Source organism: Streptomyces sp. NPDC058239, assembly GCF_042882185.1.
Lineage (GTDB): Bacteria > Actinomycetota > Actinomycetes > Streptomycetales > Streptomycetaceae > Streptomyces.
Map to the genome: position 1 here is coordinate 1 of NZ_JBHVWS010000086.1, position 19,729 is coordinate 19,729.

Genomic DNA, 19,729 nt, shown 5'->3' on the forward strand with positions numbered 1-19,729 from the left:
CCGCGGCGGCCCCGGGCGGGGGGGCGTCGGCGGGGCCCACCCCGGTCCAAACCAGCCCGGCGTTGCTTAGCGGCGGGGGGCGCGGGCGCCGGGGGGGGGGGGCCCCCCGGGGCCCCGTTGGGTCCGGCCACACCACAAAGGGTCCGGCAGCGAGCTGCCGGACCCTTCATGTGGGGTTGAGTCAGCGGTTCCCTCGCCCTTCTCCGCGGTCATTCTGCCCGTGCTTCTTGACCTGCTCCTGCTTCTGTTCCTGGTTCTGCTTCTTTTCCTGCCCCGCGGCTTGCTCCTGGGTTTGGGTTTGGCCAACCGGGACCCCCGACCGAAGCTGCGCCAGCATTGCCGAGCAGCCAGCGGTGGCTGCCACCTCGTTGTTGAATGCGGCGTTGTAATCCAACCGGAAGACAGGGGTCTTGTCGGCATTCTTGTTGAACTTGTCGACCTTCTGCCTGCACGTTGCGTCGCCGTCGTTCTCCCCGGCGGCGGCTGCCTGGATCCTCTCGGTGGCCGCATCCGGTGTGCCCGGAGGAACCGGTGTGCCTGTGCCCGTGCCTGTGCCGGTCGTATCGGCTGGTATGACGTTGTTCACGCACGTCAGTTGGTTCGCGCCATCCGCCTCCGTGGCTGTAACGACGTCGTTGGCCCCGATCCTTACTGGCGTGGAGAATGCTCCAGCAACCGCAGGCGCAGTGGCACTGCCGATCGGCACTTTCCCACTTTCGAGGAGGACGGTTTTTCCAGGAGTGAAACCGTTGAGGTTTGCAGTCACGGCCTCAAATTTGCCTTCTTTTCCTGCGATCGTACAGGCGGCCGTCGGAGCGATCGAAGGCAGCGAAGCGGCCCCCGACGCTGCAACCTTGACAGGAGTTGCGGCGTGCGCCTCGGCGGAGATCGCTGGTGCCAGTGCGAGTGACGCACCCAGCGGGACGCCGACCAGGGCGAGAATTCGCTTCTTTCCATGCATGAGATTCCCCTTTGTGATGGGTCCGTGCAAGGGAAAGCGTTGCATCGGGACCGATGTGCAACAAGAGACCGCTCATCCTAGGAGTGGCAGTGTCAGGTCCATCCCGTGCGGTTGCGAATTCGGGGGTGATGCGTTACTCGCCCAGGAAGAATGGCCTGGCCTCGACCACTGGGGGCGGTCAATTCTGTTTCCCCATCAAATTGACTGACGCTCGATCAGCCATGGCACGGGATGCGTTCGCGCTCTGCGCTTCCCGACATCGCTGCCATGCACGGGAGTTCGGGTTCACCGGCGTAGGACACGACCTTCGATGCCATGGCCGAGTTCGGCGAGCACCGGCCCGGCACATCAGGACGCGCCCACGCCGGGCGCTGCCCGCTGTGGGGGCCCGGCGAGGCCCGCCCCGGCCGCTTGGACGTCGAAGTAGGCGGAATCCGGTGCCGGGGACCGCACCGTGGATTACCTTTCCACCGTGGACCAGTTGATCCCCTCGGACCCGACGCACATAGGCCCGTACCGCCTCATCGCCCGCCTGGGCGCCGGCGGTATGGGCCTGGTCTATCTGGGCCGTTCCGAGGCCGGCCGGACCGTCGCGGTCAAGGTCGTCCAGGACGAGCACGCACAGCACCCGGAGTTCCGCAGGCGCTTCGCCCGTGAGGTGGCGGCCGCCCGGCGGGTGGGCGGCTCCTGGACGGCGGCCGTGCTCGACGCCGACACCGAGGCCGCGGTGCCCTGGGTGGCGACCCAGTACATCCCGGGGCCCGACCTGACCACCGTGGTGGCGAAGGACTTCGGGCCGCTGCCCGAGAACTCCGTGAGGGTGCTGGCCAACCGCCTCGCCCTCGCCCTGCAGGCGGTGCACGAGGCGGGCCTGATCCACCGGGACCTCAAGCCGTCCAATGTGCTGGTGACGGTGGACGGGCCGCGCGTGATCGACTTCGGTATCGCGCGGGCCATGGACACCCTCGCCGGGGACAGCCTGCACACCCGCACCGGCATGCTGATCGGCTCCCCCGGATTCATGTCGCCCGAGCAGGTGCGCGGCCTCGAACTCACCCCCGCCAGCGACGTGTTCTGCCTGGGCGCCGTCCTCGTCCACGCCGCCACCGGACGCCTGCTCTTCGGCGCCACGGAGACCGGGCTGAACGCCCACCTCTTCCGGATCGCCGAGGAGGAGGCGGACCTGGCCGGCGTACCGGAGCCGCTGCTCGATCTCGTACGCGAGTGTCTCGACAAAGACCCGGCCAAGCGGCCCACCCTCCAGCAGGTCGCGGCCCGCACGGCGGCGGACACGGACGGGGAGTGGCTGCCGGGCGCGGTGCTGGCCCAACTCGGCCGTCACGCGGCCCAGTTGCTGGACTACGCGCCTGAGACGGCCGTCGGCGCGCCCGGTGCCGCTCCCGCCGATGGGCCGGTGCCCCCTGCGGACCCGCGCATCCCGCCCGGGGCGCCGCAGTCGTCGCCGCCCCCGCCGCCTGCGTACTCGCCCACGACCCCGGATCACCTCGTCCCCCCGCAGGGGTTCGGACCACCCCCGGGAGTGGCCCCCCACGCCTGGCCCACACCACCTTCCCCGCCCCACCTTCAGGACTCTCGGCTCCCGAACCCCAGGCGCTGGTGGGGCCTGGGGGTGGTCGCACTTGTGCAGATGTTCGTGCTGCTCGACGCGGCGTCCCTGTACTTGGCGATGCCGTCCATCATGGCCGACCTGCACATGCCCGGCGACGATCTGAGCGCGATATTCACCGCGTATGAACTGGCTTTTGGCGGGCTGCTGCTGCTCGGCGGGCATCTCGCGGACCTGATGGGCCGCAAACGGATGTTGATCATCGGGCTGGCCGGCTTCGCGGTGGCCGCCGCGATCGGCGGGTCGGCTCCCACCACCGGCGCGCTGGTCGGGGCCCGCGCCCTGCAGGGCGCCTTCGCCGCACTGCTGTCGCCGGCCGCACTGGCCCTGGTGGCGGCCAACTTCACCGACCCGAAGGCGCGAGGCAGGGCTTTCGGGGTCTACGTCGCCGTCGCCGCCGGCGGCTCGACGCTGGGCCTGCTCACCGGCGGATGGCTGCTCGAGAACCTGGGCTGGCGCTGGTGCCTGTACGCCAACGTTCCCCTCGCCCTGATCGCAGTGATCGGTGCGGCCACCCTGGTGCACGACCGCCCGCTCCGCGCCCGCCGCCGCCTCGACATGCCGGGCCTGCTGCTCGGCTCCGGCGGGATCGCCGCAATCGTCCACGGCTTCCACGAGACGGGCCCGCGCGGCTGGACGGACCTCCCGGTGCTGGCCCTGTTCGCGGTCGGAGTCGTCCTGCTCCTGGCCTTCGTGCGGTGGCAGATCAGGGCAGCCGGCCCGCTTCTGCCGCCGTACATCACCAACGACCGCAATCGCATCGGCTCCTTCCTCGCCCTGTTCCTGGCCGGCGCCGGCACGCTCGCCCTTTTCCCGACCCTGATGGCGTACCTGGAGAACGTCCGCGGCTACTCGTCGATCGCCACCGCGGCGGCCATGCTGCCCACGGCCGTCGCGATCGTCATCGGCTCCACCCAGGTCTCCGCCCGCCTGCTGCACCGCGTATCGCCGCGCAACCTGATCGTGCCGGGCCTGCTGCTCACCGCGCTCGGCCTGCTGCTGCTGACCTTCCTCAAGCCCGACAGCGAGTACACCGCCCTGGTCCTGCCCGGTATGCTCCTCGCCGGCTTCGGCCTCGGCATGGCCCTGATGCCGCTCCTCTCCATCGCGACGGCCGGCATCGCCGCGCCGGACTCCGGTGGGGGCTCGGCAGTGACCAGCACGGCCGGCCAGGTGGGTGGGGTGCTCGGCGCGGCGCTGCTCGGCAGCGTCCTCACCTCGGCCATCGCCGCCCGACTGGAGGCTGTACCCGGGCTTCCGTCGACCTGGGCCAATGCGGCCGGGAGCGGCCGGTTCATCAGCACGCAGGGGGTTCCGCCGCAGCTGGCGGATGTGATCGACAAGGCGACGGTGACCGGCTGTACCGACGCCCTGTGGTGGTCGGTCGGCATCACGCTGCTCGCGGGTCTGGCCGCGGCTCTGCTGGTCAGGTCCACCGGCCCGGTCCGTGACCAGCGGGACACCCGCTGACCCTGCGCGTCCTTGCGGCAGCGGGAGCAGCGCGGACGGCGCTCCGTGGAGTTCGCGGATTTCCTCGTCGGTGGGGGCAAGCTGTCCGGACCGCTACAGAACTCGACGGGACAGGCCCCATGGGCGGCTGGCCGGTGGCGCCGTCGGCAGCCTGAGCCGCACCACGGAAATGGCCGTCGGCCGTGCCTTCCGAAGCTGGAAGAACACGGCCGACGGCCCAGAGACGGCCCAGGCGAGCGGAAACCCGCTCTGACCTGTGACGTTCTTAGAGGTCGAAGTACAGCTCGAACTCGTGCGGGTGCGGGCGCAGCTGGATCGGGGCGATCTCGTTGGTGCGCTTGAAGTCGATCCACGTCTCGATCAGGTCGGACGTGAAGACGCCGCCGGCCTGCAGGTACTCGTTGTCCGCCTCCAGCGCCTCCAGGACGGCCGGGAGGGAGGTCGGGACCTGCTGGACGTTCGCGTGCTCCTCGGGAGCCAGCTCGTACAGGTCCTTGTCGATCGGCTCGGCGGGCTCGATCTTGTTCTTGATGCCGTCGAGACCGGCCATCAGCAGAGCGGAGAAGGCGAGGTACGGGTTGGACGACGGGTCCGGGGCGCGGAACTCGACGCGCTTGGCCTTCGGGTTCGAGCCCGTGATCGGGATACGCATGGCGGCCGAGCGGTTGCGCTGCGAGTACACCATGTTGACCGGGGCCTCGAAGCCGGGGACCAGGCGGTGGTACGAGTTCACCGTCGGGTTGGTGAAGGCCAGCAGCGACGGGGCGTGCTTGAGGATGCCGCCGATGTAGTAGCGGGCGATGTCCGAGAGGCCCGCGTAGCCCTGCTCGTCGTAGAACAGTGGGTCGCCGCCGGCCCACAGGGACTGGTGGACGTGCATGCCCGAGCCGTTGTCGCCGAAGATCGGCTTCGGCATGAAGGTCGCGGTCTTGCCGTTGCGCCAGGCGACGTTCTTCACGATGTACTTGAAGAGCATCAGGTCGTCGGCCGCGGCGAGCAGCGTGTTGAACTTGTAGTTGATCTCGGCCTGGCCCGCGGTGCCGACCTCGTGGTGCTGGCGCTCGACCTGGAGGCCGTTCTTGTCCAGCTCCAGGGAGATCTCGGCACGCAGGTCGGCGAAGTGGTCGACCGGCGGGACCGGGAAGTAGCCGCCCTTGTAGCGGACCTTGTAGCCGCGGTTGTTCTCTTCCGACCCGGTGTTCCAGGCGCCGGCCTCGGAGTCGATGTGATAGAAGGACTCGTTCGCCGAGGTCTGGAAGCGGACGTTGTCGAACACGTAGAACTCGGCCTCGGGGCCGAAGTACGCGGTGTCGGCGATACCGGTGGAGGTGAGGTACGCCTCGGCCTTCTTGGCCACGTTCCGCGGGTCACGGCTGTACTGCTCGCCCGTGATCGGGTCGTGGATGAAGAAGTTGATGTTGACGGTCTTGTCGCGGCGGAACGGGTCGACGCGGGCGGTCGACAGGTCCGCGCGCAGCGCCATGTCGGACTCGTGGATGGCCTGGAAGCCGCGGATCGACGAGCCGTCGAAGGCGAGCTCCTCGGTCGGGTCGAAGACTGCCGCCGGGATGGTGAAGTGCTGCATCACACCGGGCAGGTCGCAGAACCGGACATCGATGAACTTGACGTCTTCGTCGGCGATGTACTTCTTCGCGTCGTCGGCGTTCTGGAACATCCAACTCCTCCTACTCCCGGCCCGGGAGGGACGGGGTTGTAGCTCGTGGTGCGGCCAGTGCGGTGGCACACGCTGGACCCGACCATAGGCAGACCGGATTTCTCAAGCATGACCCATTTGTTTCGCAGAAGTTAACCGGGCCGGGTGTGAGCGGCACCTCGTGGCCGGTTCGGGGCCCCTGCCACTGCCGGCCGGGGAGCCCGCAGCGGCCCCCCGCCCGGCAGGGCGCGCGGGCGGGCGCAGTACCGTGGTCGGGTGGACAACAGGCAAGCAATCGGATCGTGGCTCTCCGGGCCGCGCGCGGCCGCCGAGGAGATGGGGGCCGACTTCGGCCACCGGGGCAAGCGGCTCGGTCTGCCCGAGCGCGGGCCGGGATCCGTGGCGCCGCTCGGCCGGCGCTTCGGTGCGCTCTTCATCGACTGGGCCCTGTGCATGGTGATCGCATACGGGCTGTTCGCTCGCGGTGACCAGCAGACGGCCGGGAACTGGGCGCTCGGCGTCTTTCTCGTGCTGAGTGTGCTCACCGTCGGGACCATCGGCTGCACGCCCGGCAAGCGTCTCCTGGGCATCAGGATCGTCGCCGAGGACGGTGGCCGTCTCACATTCGGGCGGGCGATCGTCCGGAGTGTGCTGCTGTGCCTGGCGATTCCGGCCCTGGTCTGGGACCGCGACGGCCGCGGCCTGCACGACCGGCTGGCCCGTGCTGTTCAGGTCCGTATCTGAGCCCTGGGCCGAAGCCGGATACCGCAGACGGTACGAGAAGAGGGCGGGTTGCGAACCGAACCGGTTCGTAACCCGCCCTCTCCGTGCGTACAGCGGATATGTACGACGGAAGTGTCAGCGCATCTTTCCGCCGCGCGGCATCCGCATGCCCTTCGGCATCGGGCCCTTGGGCAGCGGCATGTTGCTCATCAGGTCGCCCATCGCGCGCAGCCGGTCATTGGCGGCTGTCACCTGCGGGCCGGTCAGGACGCGCGGCAGCTTCAGCATCTTGGTGCGCACCTTCTTGAGCGGCACCTGGCCCTCGTCGTTGCCGACGATGATGTCGTGCACCGGTACGTCGACCAGGATGCGCGCCATCTTCTTCTTCTCGGCCGCGAGCAGCAGCTTCACGCGGTTCGGGTTGCCCTCGCCGACCAGAACGATGCCCGCCTTGCCCACGGCGCGGTGGACGACGTCCTGGCTGCGGTTCATCGCGACCGCAGGGGTCGTGGTCCAGCCACGGCCCACCCGGTCCAGCACTGCCGCCGCAGCGCCCGGCTGTCCCTCCATCTGCCCGAAGGCCGCGCGCTCGGCACGCCGTCCGAAGACGATCGCCATCGCGAGGAGGGCCAGCACGAAGCCCAGGATGCCCAGGTAGATCGGGTGGTCGATCAGAAAACCGACCGCGAGGAGGACACCGAAGGTGACGATTCCCACACCCGCGACGACAAGACCGATCTTGGAGTCGGTCCGCCGGGTCATCTTGTAGGTCAGGGCGATCTGCTTGAGCCGCCCCGCGTTCTCGGCGCTGTCCGCGCCTTCAGTGTTTGCCTTCCTCGCCATGTACGGAAGTTTACGTGGCTCAGGAACGGTGGTCGGCCGCGGCCTCCAGTACGTACTCGGTCTCGACCCGGTCCTTGGCCCGGCGCCGGTCCTCCAGGACGGCTGTCCAGGCATTTCGGCGGGCGGTGCGCTGGCCGCTGCTCAGCAGCAGCGACTCGACGGCACGGAGAGCATCGGTGACGGAAGGGATGGCGGTGGCGCGTACCGGCACGGCCTGCATCGTGGAAATCTCCTCGGAGCGGATGTGCGGACTGAGTTGCGTGGACTCAGCTGCCCGGGCCGGTCTGCCCGGGACTGTGTTGCGCGAAGTGGGTGGAGTGCGCTGGGTGCGGGAAGCAGGGGTGGCAGCGGCCCGCAGAGTCGCTGCGCCGTTGCACCCAGCGTCATTGCTCGGTGTTACCAGCGCATGACCGGTCGGTCAAACACCAATGAAACCTTGATATGGGCGCAGCGCACGCTGACGCGGCCCATACGCGCCCCCGACCTGCGGGGAGCGTATGGGCCGCGTCGAATCAGCTATTACCGCTCGGTAGCTTCTTGTGCTCGGATTCACACAGCGGGCGCCGCTGCGACGGCGCCGCGCCGCTCGATCGCCTGCTGGAAGAGACGGCCCGCGCGGTACGAGGAACGGACCAGCGGCCCGGACATCACGCCGGAGTAGCCGATCTCGTCGGCCTCCTCCTTCAGCTCCACGAACTCCTGCGGCTTCACCCAGCGCTCGACCGGGTGGTGGCGCACGGACGGCCGCAGGTACTGCGTGATCGTGATGAGCTCGCACCCGGCGTCGTACAGATCCTGGAGCGCCTCGCTGACTTCCTCGCGGGTCTCGCCCATGCCGAGGATCAGGTTGGACTTGGTCACCAGGCCGGCCTCGCGGGCCCGCGTGATGACCTCGAGGGAGCGCTCGTAACGGAAACCGGGGCGGATCCGCTTGAAGATCCGCGGCACCGTCTCGACGTTGTGGGCGAGCACCTCGGGGCGTGAGGAGAAGACCTCGGCGAGCTGCTCGGGCACCGCGTTGAAGTCGGGGATCAGCAGCTCGACCTTGGTGCGGCCGGCCTCCCGCTCCGCGGTCAGCGCGTGGATCTGGCGCACGGTCTCGGCGTACAGCCAGGCACCGCCGTCCTCCAGGTCGTCGCGTGCGACGCCGGTGATGGTGGCGTAGTTCAGGTCCATCGTGACGACGGACTCGCCGACCCTGCGGGGCTCGTCCCGGTCCAGCGCCTGCGGCTTGCCCGTGTCGATCTGGCAGAAGTCACAGCGCCGGGTGCACTGGTCGCCGCCGATGAGGAACGTGGCCTCGCGGTCCTCCCAGCACTCGAAGATGTTGGGGCAGCCGGCCTCCTGGCACACCGTGTGCAGACCCTCGCTCTTCACGAGCTTCTGCAGCTGGTTGTACTCGGGGCCCATCTTCGCCCGGGTTTTGATCCACTCGGGCTTGCGCTCGATGGGGGTCTGGCTGTTCCGGACCTCAAGGCGCAGCATCTTGCGCCCGTCGGGTGCGACAGCGGACACTCCGGCACTCCCCTTTGCTTTCACTGCATTGGATTCTTCGGCGAACACCAGGGTACGCCCGTGGTTCAAACGGCTTTACGTCTGGCCAACCTGTGGCCGGCAGGGCCTATTCCCCGCCGGGTGTCCAGGCTGTCATGCCGTGGCCACGGCATCCGACGGGCGCTCGATGGTGCGTGGGGCGAGCTGCGCGTTCTCAAGCACGTCCTTGAGATGCTTCTCGACGACCGGGAGCACGTCCGCGATTCGGATGTCGCGACCCAGTTCGTACGCGAGTGACGTGACGCCCGCGTCCCGGATGCCGCACGGCACGATGCGGTCGAACCAGGTGTTGTCCGGGTTCACATTGAGCGAGAAGCCGTGCATGGTCACGCCCTTGGCCACCCGGATGCCGATCGCGGCCAGCTTGCGGTCCTCGCGGCGCTGCCCGGCGTTGGACGGGGCGTACTCGGGCCCGTTCAGCCGCGGGTCGAACTCCTCGTCCTGCAGTCGCGGGTCGAAGTCGAGGGAGAGGCCGCCGATCGACGGACGGTCCTCGACCGGGTCGCCGAGGACCCAGACCCCGCTGCGGCCCTCGACCCGGGAGGTCTCCAGACCGAATTCGGCGGCGGTACGGATCAGCGCGTCCTCCAGTCGGCGGACATGTGCGACGACATCCACCGGGCGGGGCAGCTTCTGGATCGGGTAGCCGACCAGCTGTCCGGGACCGTGCCAGGTGATCTTCCCGCCGCGGTCCACATCGATGACCGGGGTGCCGTCCAGCGGGCGCTCACTGTCGGTCGTGCGCCGCCCCGCCGTGTAGACGGGCGGGTGTTCCAGCAGCAGACAGGTGTCCGGGACGGTGTCCTCGAATCTGGCCGCGTGCACCTCGCGCTGCTTCTGCCAGGCCTCCTGGTAGTCGACGGCTTCCTCGCCGAATCCCAGCCGGACGAACCGAAGCTCAGTCACGACAGATGCCTCCCTACTCGCGGTGCCGGGAGCCGGGGGTGCCCGGAGCCACGCCACTATGCACTGAATCAGCCCCGAGCCACTGTACGACCGGACTCCGGGCGATGGCCCAGCAGGTCGTTCCCGTCAGCGCCACCCCCAATCCTCACACGATCGGATGAAAGTGAAGCGAAGGTGGCGGCGACCGCCGCCGAGGCCGCTAAATTCGCGCCGTTCCATTAGGGCTGCCCGCCCGGCCCCGAAGGCAGGAGACCGTACAGCTGATGTCGGAACGACCTCCGCAGCGCACCCCCAACCGCCGACTCGCCTCGCTCATCACCGAGGCCGGCTTCTCCAACGCCGGCCTCGCCCGCAGGGTGGACCAACTCGGCCTGGAACACGGCCTCGACCTGCGGTACGACAAGACCTCCGTGACCCGCTGGCTGCGCGGCCAGCAGCCGCGCGGAACCACCCCCGCGCTGATCGCCGAGGTCTTCACCCGCCGGCTCGGGCGCCGCCTCTCCGCGCAGGACCTGGGCCTCGACTCATGTGCCCCTGTCTACGCGGGCCTGGAGTTCGCGGCCACGCCCGCCGAGGCGGTCGACATCGTCAGCGGACTGTGGCGGAAGGACTCGGGCAGCCATGCGGAGCTGCGCAAGATCGCCTTCACCCCGGCCGGGCTCGTCGTCCCCAGCAGGGACTGGCTGATCGGCCGGGCGGACGAGTGGGTGGGACGGGGGAGCGAGTCCTCGCCCCCGGTGCCGGGCGGCTCCGGTGGCGCGCGTGCGGCTGGTGCGCTCGGCAGGTCTGTCGGGGCCTCTGGGGCTGCGGGGGCCGCAGGGGCCACTGAGGCCGGTGGTTCGGCGCGGTCCGGCGGTCCCGGCGGGGCGCGCGGGATCGGTGCGCAGGGGTCGCACGGGTCCCACTGGCCCGGCGGCAGTGGGCACGGTGTGACGGGGGCGTCCGGCGTCGGCGGCCGCAGCGGGGCCCGTGGGCCCGGACCGTCCCGGCCCTCCGGACCGTCCGCGCCACCCGGGTCCCCCGCACCCTCGACCGCTCCCGCCGCCCTGGGAACAGGGCTGCCGGGCGCCCCCGGCGTCCCCCGGCAACGGCAGAGCGACCGCGGCCCCGGCCAGCGGGTCAGCAGCGGTGATGTCGCCGCCCTGCGGTCGGTCGGCGAACTCTTCCGTACCCTCGACAACGCCTACGGCGGCGGCCACGCCCGGCAGGCCCTCGTCCGGTACCTGGAGCATGAGACGGAGCCGATGCTCCGCGGGACCTACGGGGAGGCCACCGGGCGCCGGCTGTTCTCCGCCGCCGCCGATCTGACCCGGCTGGCGGGCTGGACCTCGTACGACATCGCGGCCCACGGCCTGGCCCAGCGGTACTTCGTCCAGGCGCTGCGGCTCGCCCAGGCCGCGGGGGACCGCGCGTACGGCGCTTACGTCCTGATCACCATGAGCCGGCAGGCGGTCTACCTCGGGCACGGCAGGGAAGCCGTACAGCTGGCCCGCGTCGCCCAGCAGGGCGTCGGTTCGTCGGCGCCGCCCGTCGTCCAGGCCCTGCTGCACGCCGTGGAGGCGCGCGGTCACGGGGTGCTCGGCGAGGCGAGGCTCTGCACCGCCTCGCTGGCGCGGGCGGAACGCGCGCTGGAGTCCGCCCGCCCCGGGGACGAGGTGCCGCACTGGGCGCAGTACTTCGACGAGGCCCAGCTCGCCGACGAGCTCGGCCACTGCCACCGGGATCTGCAGCAGTACCGGGCCGCGGCGCAGCACGCCGAGCGCTCCCTCCAGCTGCGCGCCCCGGCCTACGCCCGCAGCAGACTGTTCTGCCGGGTGGTGCTGGCCTCCGCGCGGCTCGGGCTCGGTGAGCTCGACCAGGCGTGCGTGCTCGGCGCCGAGGCCGCCCAGCAGGCGGCGGAGATGCGGTCGGTACGGGCGACGGAGTACGTACGGGACTTCGAGCGACGACTGGAGCCGTTCCGGGACGCGGCCGCGGTACGGGGATACCGCGAGCGGGTCGCGGCCCTCGGGTGATCTCTCCGGCGTGATCACGGGTGACTCCTCCGCGTGACTCTTCCGCGCGGCAGCACGGGTGGTGGCCCGGACCAGGAGCGATCGGTCCGGGCCACCACCCGTTCGGCAGGGCTCTCTCAGTGCCCGCGTACCTCGACCTCCGCCAGCGACAGCGGGTTGGTGCCGGACGCCAGCTGCACGCGGACGTACCTGCCGGAGGTGCCCGCCGGGAGCTGCACGGTGGACGGCCGTCCGGCCTGGCCGGTGACATGCACCGCCGTCACGCCGGGTGCGGTCCGTGCGTCATCGAGTCCGTCGGCCGTGATCGGGGTGTCCGAGGTCAGGACCCAGAAGTCCTTGAGCCGGTCGGAGCAGCAGTCGGTGCGGTTCCAGATGTCGACTGCGGACAGTGACTTCGAGGCGCCCAGGTCGACCTGCCACCATGCCTGCGACGAGGGCTCCGCGGTGTGGGTCACCGAGCCCGAGCCGAAGGAGCCGTCGGTGTTCCCGTCGACGGCACGGGAAGCAGGGGCGTCCCACGCGGTGCTCTTCTGGGTGGCCGCCTTGTTCCGGGCGAGGTTCTCCAGGGCCACCGTGACCTTGACCGCCGTGGTGGTCGTGAGACGGCCGTGGCGCAGGGTGATGTCCAGTGTGTACGTACCGGGGGCCGCGGAAACGGGCGGTGTCAGGGTGAACGGGACCTTCGCGTCCGCGCCCGGCGCCAGCGGGTTCACCCGGGTGACCGCCGGGGTGACGGTCCAGCCCTCGGGTCCGGACAGCCCGATCCTGGTCCCGGACGCGCGCTTGCGGGCGGTGTTGGTGAGGGTCAGCGTGCCGTCGGCGGCGCGTCCTGGGTTGAGCTCCTTCGGCAGTTCGGTCCTCGTACGGACGAGGGTGTTCACGCCCGGGGTGGTGACCTTGAAGACGTACGCGCTCGTGCTCCTGGTGGCCGACGCCCCGTCCTTCGGCGTCTCGACGATCACGCGGCCTGCGGAATCCTTGTGCCAGGGCAGTGCGCTGCCGTCCGAACCGAGCAGAGTGATACGGGAGTCGGCGGCGACGGGCGTGTCGCCGCCGAGGGTGAGTTCGGCGCCGGGCCACTCCAGCGCGGTCGCGTACAGCGTGCCGTCCTTCACCGTGTAGCGGATCTTGTCGTCACTGGACGGTTCCTCGGCGTGGTGCCAGTAGGTCGTCCCGTAGATCGCCTCGCCGTTGATCTTCAGCCAGGCGCCGATGTCGAGCAGTCGCTGCTGCTGGATCTCGGGGATGGTGCCGTCGGCGCGCGGGCCGATGTCGAGCAGCAGGTTGCCGTTCTTGCTGACGATGTCGGTGAGCGAGTCGATCAGCTGGTCGGAGGTGAGGTGGTCCTCCTCCGGCTCGTTCTGGTTGTAGCCGTAGGAGTGCGCGATGCCCCGGCTCGCCTCCCACTTGTTCGGGTCGATGTCCGGCTTGACCGTGTACTCGGGTGTCTGGAAGTCGAGTTCCTTGCTGTCCAGCGCACCGGTCTCGATCTTGCAGCGGTTGGCGACCGCGACTTCCTTCGGGTGCGCCCGGTTCTTCGCGCGGTTGTAGTAATCGGCGATCACGGGCGCGGTCTTCCAGTACGAGGCGGGTTTGTCCCACTGCCCGTCGCACCAGATGATGTCGGGATCGTACTGATCGACCAGCTCGTTCAGTTGCGGCACCATGTAGTCGCCGACGTAGTCCTTGACCGACGGGGCGCCGGTGTAGGGGACTTCGGCGCCGGTGTACGGGTTGCGGACCGGGCTGCCGGTGTACGACGGGTTGTACCACTCGTACAACGAGTAGTAGAAGCCCGCCTTCAGCTGCCCGCCCTTGGTGTCCTTGCGCGCCGCCTTGAACAGGTCGCCCGCCAGGTCGCGCTTCGGGCCGAGGTCCACGGTGTCGCGGCCGCTGACCTTGCTGTCGAACAGTGCGACGCCTTCATGGTGCTTGGAGGTCAGCACGAAGTATTTGGCACCGGCGTCCTTGAACAGCTTCACCCAGGCGTCCGGGTCGTACTTCTCGGCCTTCCACCGGCCGATGAAGTCGTCGTAGTTCGCGGCCGTGCCGTAGGTGTCCTTCTGGTGGGTGTTGGTGGCGCTGCCCTTGCTGTTCATGTAGTTCCAGTACCACTCGGCGTAGCTGCCACGCGGGCCCCAGGCGGGTACCGAATAGGCTCCCCAGTGGATGAAGATGCCGAATTTGTCGTCGTTGAACCATGTCGGCGTGGGGTGGCTGTTGAGGGATTCCACCGTCGGCTCGTAGTCCTTCGACGGGGGTTCGGGCGCGGCGGAGGCCGGGGTGGTCAGGAGGCCGGCGAGGGCCGCCAGGGCCGTCGCTCCGACGAGTCTGGTACGGGTACGGGTGCGGGTCACTGCGGGTTCCTTCCGGTCAGCGGTCGTAGTGCGCGTAGTCGGCCCGGACCTGTTCGGGGCTCAATGCCTCGTCCCAGGTGGTGATTTCGTCGAGATCTCCGCGCAGCCCGGCCTTCTCGGTGCCGATCGAGCGCAGCGGGAGCGGAATGGACGCGTCGATGGTGCCGACGCGCTCGCCGTTCGCGTACAGGGTGGTGCGGCCCGGCTCGGTGACCCAGGTCAGCTGGACCCACTGGTTCAGCGGCAGGGTGTAGTCGAAGCTGTGGTCGGCCGCGCCGGATGGGGTCTCCCCAGCGATAGCGAGGGGAAGGGTGAAGCCGACCTTGCCGGTGCCCCACTGCTGGAGTTTGAGCGCGCCGGCCTTCGAGCTGAGCAGCACTTGGTCACTGGTCCTGCCGGTCGTCCTGACCCAGCCGGAGACGGTCCAGGGTTCGGCCAGGTCGAGGCCGCCGAAGCCCACCCCGTCGCGGTCGCTGTCGAAGCGCCAGGCCTGGCCGCGCACCCCGTCCGGGACCGGAGTGGGGTTGTTGATGATGTACGAGGTGCCGGGCAGGTTCCCCGCGGTGTCCTCGGCGAAGATCGTGTTGCCGGGGCTGCCGGCCCACGTCCAGCCGTTCGGGTACGAGGCCTGGTCGAAGGTCCAGTGGTGGCTCGGGCGACCGTCGTCGACCCGGGGTGTCACCGGGTCGGGCCGCAGGCCGGGTGGGTCGCCGAGCCGGGCGACCAGCGTCCGGAAGTCCTGCACGGTGTCCGGGGTGGCGGAGGCGTTCCAGGAGCGGTCCGCCATGATCGCGCGGGCGGTGGCCATCTGCTGCTCGAAGTAGCCGTCGTCGGCCCAGAAGTTGTAGTCGGCCCAGTTCATCAGGCCGGATCCGAGGAGATCGGGCGCGGTGCTGGGCACCCAGGAGTCGTACATCCAGGGCTCGTCGGGGTACGTGTGGTGATAGTTGTTCGGCGTGTCGTAGAACGGCCCGATGGCGATCTCGTCGTGGCCGGGGATGACGGGCTCGGTGCCGGTCCCTTCCCAGGTCAGGAACACCACGGACGCGTGGACCTGCTGCTGGGGTGCGGCGAGGTGCTCGGAGCCGTTGTAGATCGCGGTGCGCTTGCCGTGCTCGGCGACGACGTCGTCGAGGGTGTTGATGTAGCCGTTCAGCAGGTCACCGAGGGTGCTGGTGTCCGGGTCGGCGGCGAGATAATTCTTGACGCGGGGGCAGTTGGCGAGCTGACCGGGCAGCTCGTCGGCGCCGATGCTGAACAGCGGGGCGTCGAACCAGCCGGCGAACTCGCCGACGATCCGCCGGGTCGTCCCGACCGCCTTCTCGCTGGTGAGGTCGACCATCCAGTTCGGCGTCAGGTGGGAGTGGGTGTGTGCCTGGGTGCACGGGTCGGGGCCGTCGCCGAAGCCGATTTTGAAGGCGTCGGTGATCACGGTCGCGTGTCCGGGCACGTCGATACCGGGCATCACCTGCACGTGATAGCGGGCGGCGACGCGCTTCAGCCGCTCGATGTCGGCGCGGTCGTAGCTGTGTGCGGGATCCGCGAGTCCCGGGAACTCCGGGCTGAAGAGGCGGAAGCCCTCGGAGTCGGAGAACTGCAGGAACAGGGTGTTGAGCTTCTGGTCGGCCATCCGGCGGACCAGCTTCTCCAGGTACTCCGGCTGCCAGTACTTGCGGCCCGCGTCGAGCATGGTCATCCGGACCGGCTGGGCGGGACGGTCGGTGGAGCGGGCCTTCGGCACGGTCAGGTGATCGGGGGCGGCGCGCAGCAGCTGCAGGAGCGTGCGCGTCCCGTAGAACAGGCCGTGGGTGGAGGCGGCTTCGATGCGGACGGCGTCCGTGCTCTCGAACCGATAGCCCTCCGCGCCGAGTGCGCCGTGCTCGGTGAGCGTCAGCACGATGTCGCCGGTCCGCGCGTGCCGGATGTCGCTGCTGACGGTCGGGGTGACCCCGCTGACCTGGGCCACCTCCGTACGCAACTGCTTGGCCAGGTCCTGCACGGACTGCCTTGCGGGGCCCGGGAGTTCGGCCCGTCCGGCGGGGAGCGCGGTCCTGGTCCGGGACCGGGGGTCCACCAGGATGCGGGTCTTCGCCGACAGCTGTGTGTGGCCGCCGACATCGGTCCATCGGGTCGGTCTGGGAACAACGGGAGGCCCTGGGGCGGCCGTTGGGGCGCTTGCGTTCGACGCGGGTTCGTCCGGAGGCTCGTTTGCCACCGCGACGGGAGAGATAGATCCGATGACTAGAGCGATGAGGAGCGGCAGAACGGGCATGATTCGGCGCACTACGGTCTCCTGAAGTCCGGTTTCGCCAGGACCGTAGCGGTAGATGTGTTGCACGACAAGGGTGTTTTCGGGAGTGGTGTGGACCACTCCCGAAAACGGGAGGTGGGATGAGAGATCCGATCTGTAAGGAGTGTTGGGGGTTGGGATCGGCCTGACCGGGGCAGGATGCGCGAGGGCGGACTCAGGCCGCTTCGCGCAGCTCCGCCTCCAGGTGGCCGGGCCGGATGCCCAGATCACGGAGGATGGCGTGCGCCGCGCGGCGGCCCGAGAAAAGGGCGCCCTGCACCGTGCTCGTGTCCCGGTGGTCGCCGCACACGTACAGGCCGGCGAGCAGCCGGACCGGGCGGCGCAGATCGTGCGGGGGTGGCATGGCGGGGACCGCCTCCGAGTCGTGGTGGGCGCAGAGGAGTTCCCAGTCGTCCGTGGGGGCGCCGTACAGCCCGGCGAGATGGGTGCGGACCGAACGGTCGAGGTCGGGCGGCGGGGTGCCGAGCACCGTCGACGTGATCAGGGTCCGGCCGTGCGGGGCGCGCGAGGGGTCGACCTCGCTCATCACGCAGGTGTGGGCGACCGGGCCCGAACGGTCGGCGTCCAGCAGCAGTGAGGCGCCGGTCGGCGGGGGAGCGGGGGCGGTGTGGTGCAGGACCGTCACCGGATGGAAGGGCGGCACCCGCAGACCGGGGAGCAGCTCGGCCGCGGCGCTCGCGCCGGTGGCCAGCAGCAGTGAGCGGCAGCCCAGTTCACCGTGTTCCTTGGTGCGCACGGAGGTGATGTCGGCGGAGGTGACATGGACCCCCGTGCGCACGGTGCCGGGTGGCAGGGCCGCCGCCAGCAGGCCGGGCAGCGTGGCCGAGCCGCCGGACGGTACGCACAGCCGGCCGCGTGCGTAGCCGCGCAGGGCGAGATCGGCGCAGCGGCTCGATGTGGTGAGCCCGGGGTCGCTGAGCAGCGCGGTGAGCAGTGGGCGCAGAAAGCCGTTGACCGTACGGGACGGCAGGCCACGGCTGGACAGGGCGGCGAGCGCGGTCTGTTCCGGCCGGGCCAGGATGCGGGACGCCGGGGTGGTGGCGAGCCGGGCCAGGGCGGCGCCGAGCCGGGCCTGGTCGATCGGCCCGCCCATCGGCGGGCGGGGGGCGCTCGCCAGGGCGCGCGCCGCCTTGAGTGCGCCTCGTGCGCTCCGTGTGTGCCGCACGTCGCCGGTCCGGTACTGGCGGCCCTCGCTGTGGACGAGGACCCCCGGTGCGAAGTTCCGCAGCACGAGCCCTTCGAGACCTGGCGTCGTACGCAGTTCCGGATACGAGGTGCTGAGAAGCGGGCCGAGGTGGTCGAGCCGGAATCCGTCCACTTCCTCGGTGGTCATCCGGCCGCCGACGCGTGGGCCGGCCTCCAGGACACTGACGCTGACCCCTGCACTGGTCAATTGATGGGCTGCTGACAGGCCGGCGATCCCGGCACCGATGATGACGACGTCCGCGTGGTGTGCCGTGCTGAGCACGTGCCCCTCCCCGAGTCGGCGCAACTGCTGGGAGGCTCTTGCCCCCAACAGGCCCCCGGAATGCCCGAGTTCGCCACGAGGCTAGGAGGGGTCCGGTTCGGGCACAGTCGCGCGCGGCCCGGGGCACCGTTGCACGGGGTCGCACATCCGTGTGATTCGACCGTTCGTGGTCAGCGCAGCGCCGCGCGAATGGCGCCGTCGATGCCGGGGAAGGCGAAGGTGAACCCCGAGTCCAGCAGCCGTGCGGGCAGCACCCGTTGGCTGCCCAGCACGTCCTCCGCGAAGTCCCCGAGGGCGATCCGGAGCGCGGGTGCCGGGACGGTGAACAGCGTCGGACGGCGCAGCACACGCCCCATTGCGGCTGTCACCTCGCCGTTGGTAACGGGGTCGGGGCCGGTCAGGTTCACCGGTCCGGACAGCGACCGCGTGTCGAGGAGGTGCCGCAGGGCCGCGATGTGGTCGTGCAGCGCGATGAAGCTCCAGTACTGGCGCCCGTTGCCGAGCCGCCCGCCGAGCCCCGCCCGGAACAGTGGGAACAGCCGCCCCCAGGCCCCGCCCTCCCGGGCGACGATTAGACCCGTGCGCGCGTACACCGTCCGGATGCCTGCCGCTTCCGCCGGGGCCGCGGCAGCCTCCCAGTCCACGCAGACGGACGGCAGGAAGCCCGTGCCGTGCGGCGCGCTCTCGTCGACCGCGCGGTCCCCGGTGTCGCCGTAGTAGCCGATGGCCGACCCGCACAGCAGCACCTTCGGCGGTACGTCGAGGGAGGCCACCGCCTCGGCGATCGCGGCTGTGCCCAGCACCCGGCTGTCCCGGATCTCCCGCTTGTACTCCTGTGTCCAGCGGTGGTCGCCGACCCCGGCGCCGGCGAGATGGACGACGGCGTCGCAGCCGACCAGGCCCGCCCCGTCGACGTAACCCCGCTTCGGGTCCCACTCGACCTCGTCCCCGGCGCGCGCCGGGTGCCGGACCAGGCGCACGACCTCGTGCCCGTCGGCCCGCAGCGAGCGCACCAGCGCGGCTCCGATGAGTCCGGTGGATCCGGTGACAGCGATACGGGAGTACACCATGGCCCCATCCTGCCGCAGCGGCGCAGGGGGCGCCTCGTCCGTATCACTCGTCGCGCCCGAATCACTCGAACAGCAGTTGAAGGGCGACATCCCGGTAGTGGCGCACATGTCGCAGGGCGCAGACCGCCGCCGCCTCGCTGTCCGCCGCGGTGATGGCGGCGGAGAGCAGCCGGTGCTCCTCCCAGAGCGGCCCCGGGTCGTCGATCTGCTGGAACAGCCAGCGCAGCCGTCCCTCCAGCGACTCCAGGGTGGTGGCCAGCAGTTCATTGCCGGACAGCTCCACGATGTGGTGGTGGAAGGCGGTGTTGGCGCGCGAGATGCGTTCCGGTCTGCCGGACAGCGTGGCCCGGTGTGCCGCTTCCAACAGGGCTGCCAGCTCCTGTAGTTGGCTGTCGGTGGCTCGTTCGGCGGCGCGCCGGACCGCGAGCACCTCCAGCGCCTCGCGCATGTCGAAGAGGTTCTCCACGTCCTGGCGGGAGAGCTGCTTGACGACGATACGGCGCGGTGACAGCGCCTCCAGGAAACCCTCGCCGAGCAGGATGCGGATCGCCTCGCGCACCGGGACCCGGGAGACCCCGAACTCCTCGGCGACATCCCGCTCGACCAGCCGGTCGCCCGGTTTGAGCCGCCCGGTGATGATGCGGTCGCGCAGCCCCTCGCAGACCTGGTCGCGCAGCCACACCGTGCCGGTCGGTGAACTGGCCGTCTCGGTACCCGTGTTGGTCCGGCTCACATGTCCTCCGTGTATCGATTCGCTCACGGTATACCAA

General features: G+C 70.1%; 14 protein-coding genes. 3 read left to right on the plus strand and 11 right to left on the minus strand.

Going from position 1 to position 19,729, the window contains the following annotated elements; genetic code table 11:
• Nucleotides 1-181: 181 nt before the first annotated feature.
• Nucleotides 182-961: a hypothetical protein gene (locus ACFVYE_RS44330; protein ID WP_383979296.1), complete on the minus strand. Its 780-nt coding sequence runs from the start codon at nt 959-961 to the stop codon at nt 182-184.
• Nucleotides 962-1,433: 472 nt separating this feature from the next.
• On the opposite strand from ACFVYE_RS44330, the gene ACFVYE_RS44335 reads away from it, so the two are divergent.
• Nucleotides 1,434-4,058 (plus strand): MDR family MFS transporter, encoded by a 2,625-nt coding sequence (locus tag ACFVYE_RS44335; RefSeq protein WP_383979293.1) that lies wholly within the window; start codon nt 1,434-1,436, stop codon nt 4,056-4,058.
• 265 nt (nt 4,059-4,323) lie between these two features.
• Here ACFVYE_RS44335 and glnA read toward each other — a convergent pair whose 3' ends face one another.
• Entirely contained in the window at nt 4,324-5,733 is a 1,410-nt protein-coding gene (gene glnA / locus ACFVYE_RS44340; RefSeq protein WP_383978117.1) for a type I glutamate--ammonia ligase, read from the minus strand.
• 255 nt (nt 5,734-5,988) lie between these two features.
• Here glnA and ACFVYE_RS44345 point away from each other — a divergent pair, with 255 nt between their 5' ends.
• Nucleotides 5,989-6,456: an RDD family protein gene (locus ACFVYE_RS44345; RefSeq protein WP_383978114.1), complete on the plus strand. Its 468-nt coding sequence runs from the start codon at nt 5,989-5,991 to the stop codon at nt 6,454-6,456.
• Between the two features lie 114 nt (nt 6,457-6,570).
• On the opposite strand, the gene ACFVYE_RS44350 is transcribed toward ACFVYE_RS44345, so the two are convergent.
• The 4 genes from ACFVYE_RS44350 to lipB form a co-directional block, all read right to left on the minus strand.
• Nucleotides 6,571-7,278, minus strand: coding sequence for a DUF4191 domain-containing protein (locus ACFVYE_RS44350; RefSeq protein WP_383978112.1), 708 nt, complete (start codon nt 7,276-7,278; stop codon nt 6,571-6,573).
• Nucleotides 7,279-7,297: 19 nt separating this feature from the next.
• A complete protein-coding gene (locus ACFVYE_RS44355; protein ID WP_114244165.1) occupies nt 7,298-7,498 on the minus strand; it encodes a hypothetical protein in 201 nt (66 codons plus the stop codon).
• 329 nt (nt 7,499-7,827) lie between these two features.
• Entirely contained in the window at nt 7,828-8,793 is a 966-nt protein-coding gene (gene lipA, locus ACFVYE_RS44360; RefSeq protein ID WP_383978109.1) for a lipoyl synthase, read from the minus strand.
• 132 nt (nt 8,794-8,925) lie between these two features.
• Nucleotides 8,926-9,738 (minus strand): lipoyl(octanoyl) transferase LipB, encoded by an 813-nt coding sequence (gene lipB / locus ACFVYE_RS44365; protein WP_383978106.1) that lies wholly within the window; start codon nt 9,736-9,738, stop codon nt 8,926-8,928.
• 263 nt (nt 9,739-10,001) lie between these two features.
• On the opposite strand from lipB, the gene ACFVYE_RS44370 reads away from it, so the two are divergent.
• Nucleotides 10,002-11,753 (plus strand): regulator, encoded by a 1,752-nt coding sequence (locus tag ACFVYE_RS44370; RefSeq protein ID WP_383978103.1) that lies wholly within the window; start codon nt 10,002-10,004, stop codon nt 11,751-11,753.
• A 116-nt stretch (nt 11,754-11,869) separates the two neighbouring features.
• Here the strand turns inward: ACFVYE_RS44370 and ACFVYE_RS44375 are convergent, their stop codons facing one another.
• The 5 genes from ACFVYE_RS44375 to ACFVYE_RS44395 form a co-directional block, all read right to left on the minus strand.
• Nucleotides 11,870-14,110: an alpha-L-fucosidase gene (locus tag ACFVYE_RS44375; protein WP_383976528.1), complete on the minus strand. Its 2,241-nt coding sequence runs from the start codon at nt 14,108-14,110 to the stop codon at nt 11,870-11,872.
• Between the two features lie 16 nt (nt 14,111-14,126).
• On the minus strand, nt 14,127-16,382 hold the full coding sequence (locus ACFVYE_RS44380; RefSeq protein ID WP_383976544.1) for a family 20 glycosylhydrolase: 2,256 nt from the start codon (nt 16,380-16,382) through the stop codon (nt 14,127-14,129).
• A 193-nt stretch (nt 16,383-16,575) separates the two neighbouring features.
• Entirely contained in the window at nt 16,576-17,889 is a 1,314-nt protein-coding gene (locus ACFVYE_RS44385; RefSeq protein WP_383976530.1) for an NAD(P)/FAD-dependent oxidoreductase, read from the minus strand.
• Nucleotides 17,890-18,059: 170 nt separating this feature from the next.
• Nucleotides 18,060-18,959 carry a TIGR01777 family oxidoreductase gene (locus ACFVYE_RS44390; protein WP_389609182.1) on the minus strand — a complete coding sequence of 300 codons (900 nt, stop codon included), beginning with the start codon at nt 18,957-18,959 and terminating at the stop codon, nt 18,060-18,062.
• 61 nt (nt 18,960-19,020) lie between these two features.
• Complete coding sequence (locus tag ACFVYE_RS44395; RefSeq protein ID WP_389609183.1) at nt 19,021-19,692, minus strand: GntR family transcriptional regulator; 672 nt, start codon at nt 19,690-19,692, stop codon at nt 19,021-19,023.
• Nucleotides 19,693-19,729: the final 37 nt, after the last annotated feature.